The 2,721-nt window shown below is 64.8% G+C and carries 2 protein-coding genes; one reads left to right on the forward strand and one right to left on the reverse strand.

All coding sequences use genetic code 11. The annotated features are described in order from the left end of the window. Positions 1-873 (reverse strand): ESPR-type extended signal peptide-containing protein (locus VA603_RS10070; protein WP_323438727.1); only part of this gene is annotated, 873 nt, incomplete at its 3' end. Positions 874-1,430: 557 nt separating this feature from the next. Here VA603_RS10070 and VA603_RS10075 point away from each other — a divergent pair. Further along, a partial coding sequence (locus VA603_RS10075) for a tetratricopeptide repeat protein (protein WP_323438728.1) occupies positions 1,431-2,721 on the forward strand: 1,291 nt, incomplete at its 3' end.

Here is a 2,721-nt window from a genome sequence, read left to right on the forward strand (position 1 = left end):
CAGTGCCACACTGCCCTCATGCGTGGCCGTGGCATTGGCGCCGATGGCAATGGCGTTTTTGACGGTCACACTTGCTGCACGGCCCATGGCGATGGCGTCGTTGCCGGCGGCATTGGCCGAGGTGCCAATGGCAATGGCATCGACACCGCTGGCGCGGGTCTGGTTGGTAATGTTCTGCTTGGTGTCCTCGGTATCAGAGCCACCGGTCAATGCCGATCCCAAGGCAATTGCACGGCTGCCGCTGGCAGTCGATGAGGTGCCAATTGCAGTGGCATCGGTGCCGATTGCGGTGGCATTGGTGCCGAAGGCGGCGGCGCGGGCAGCATTGGCCACGGAGAATGTTCCGAATGAGATCGCCTGGGTTCCGCTTGCATAGGCCGCTGTGCCGTGCGCGATGCTGTTGCGGCCCAGCGCATTGGCGTACGTGCCCGTGGCGAGAGCGCCAACGCTGGAAGCGACGGAGCGGCTGCCAAGTGCCATAGTGCCAAAGTTTCTTGCTTCTGCCATATCACCAAGTGCGACGCTGCTGGCATTCGGTGAACTGCTCGAGATGTTAAGCCCCAAGCCATCCACACGGCGATTTCCGAATGTGCCTATGACCCACGCAGTGGCTTCAGCCTTCGCGTAGTAGCCGATGGCGGTATTGCTGGCGCTGGCGGCGGTTGCGCTGGATCCCGTGCCAAGCTTGGTGGCGTCTGCATATGCCGTAGATGTCGCCAGCAGTGATATGAGGACAGCGGTAAGTGCATTGATGGAGGAACGCTGAGCTCTTCCTGGTTTTGAAGCAATTTTTCCCTTTCCGGAGGCCAGTTCACTGGCTACCATGAAAGCGCCAAGCGTCGAGTTCCACACAAGCTTGTAGATGAGGTTCATGAGGTTTTATTCCTGATTTTCCGCAGGATGGGTGCCCTTGCCTGCGTCTGCGAATGAGTGCCGTCGTCGGCACTTGCCAGTACGGGTCGTAGGTGTCGCGCGCAGGATGTTTCCGATGTCTTGCGGCTTGATGCGCAAGATAGAGAGCAGAACAGATGCCCTGAATAGGCCAAGTCCTAAAGCGGTCACGCTGACGTCGGACTCGGGAGAGATGTGCTTTTCCCAGCACTAAACCGCCTTCATTGCTTCGTGCACAGGGCATCGGTTGCAGAGACTGCGTCCCAACGGATATCCGCGGTGTGTGTTGCCTGCCGGGTGCGGCGGCCCTGCGCGCCGTTGCATGTTGGTGCAGGGAAGGCTCGTCCGCAGGGTCAGGCTTCGGCCGCGATGACCACATTGGTTTGATTGCAACGAACGCGTCCAGGCAAGACGGCGTTCTTACGGTAGCTGCGTAGAGTGGCCGCCGGCTGCAGCCATGGCGGTCTGCGCAGGGGCAGGAGAGCGACGTGGTCAGGGCAACGGGCAAGCGACAGTGGCGTCGCCAGACGAAGGGGGGGATGCAGCCGCGCCGGGGAGGCGTGCGCTTCATGCTGCTGGCGGCCCTGTTGTGCCCGGGGATGGCAACGAACGTGCTGGCACAGCATCGTGCTTACAACGTACCGGTCAGCGTGCCCGCGACCGAGGTGCCGCAGCGGGAAGCCGAACGCCGGCAACTGTTCCAGCAGGTGCTGGACAACCCGGCCGACCTGGAGGCCGGGTTTGCCTATGCGGTGCTGTCCACGCGCCTGGGCGACTACGAAGCCGCCATCGCCACCTATGAGCGCATGCTGATCGAGCGGCCGGGTACGCCGCGGCTGCAGCTGGAACTGGCCGCGCTGTACTTCCGCCTGGGGGCCTATCCGCGCGCGCGCCAGCTGTTCGAGAAGGTGCAGGCGTTGCCGGAAACGCCGGATGCGGTGCAGCGCCGGATCCGCGGCTACATGGCGGTGATCGACGGCGAGCAGAAGCGCGAAGGTGGCTTCTCCGGTCGGGTCAGCCTCGGCGCACGGGTGGAAAGCAATGCCAACGGTGCGCCGGACCGGCATGCGATCAGCCTCAACGGCCTGGACTTCGAGCTCAGCCCGGACTCGCGCGCGGCCGGTGATGCCAGCGGCCAATTCGGCCTGCAACTGCGCTACCGGCTGCCACTGTCGGCGCAGGGCGACGTGTTCGACACACGCCTTGCCACGGCCTCCAACCGTTATCGCGACCTGCATGGGTTGGACAGCGACGTGGCCGAGCTGCAGGTTGGGCCGGAGATCTCGCTCAACCGCTGGGGCATGCGCAACGGCCGCGTGGCCATTGCCGCATTGCTCGGCCAGACCTGGCTGGATGATGCGCGCTACATGCATGCCGCCGGCCTGGCGCTGGGGTTCCGCAGGCCGGTCGGGCGTGAGGCTGCCATCGCCGCGAATCTGGACTGGCGCGACGAGCGTTATACCCCGGCCCCGGCGATGGCCAGTGCGCGCGGTTACTCCGGCGATCGCTACCGCGCCAGCTTCACTTACAGCCGGCAGCTGGATGACGACTGGCAACTGCTGCTGAGTCCCGGCGTGGAGCGGCGCGAAGCGGCCGTGGACGCCAACAGCCATTGGGAGCCGCGCTTCAACACCGCGGTGAACTACCGCTTCCCGGCGCTGCTGGGCAGCCGTAGCCAGCCATGGTTGTTGGCGGTGAGCGCGCAGCTGGCGCGACGCCGGAACGATGCGCCACTGCGTGCGGTTGACCGGCAGGCCAGCCAGCGCGGCAACGACCTGGTGCTGCAGGCCATGCAGACGATCCCGCTGCGCCGTGGCACCGACCTGCAGG

Source organism: Stenotrophomonas capsici (assembly GCF_034961085.1).
Lineage (GTDB): Bacteria > Pseudomonadota > Gammaproteobacteria > Xanthomonadales > Xanthomonadaceae > Stenotrophomonas > Stenotrophomonas capsici.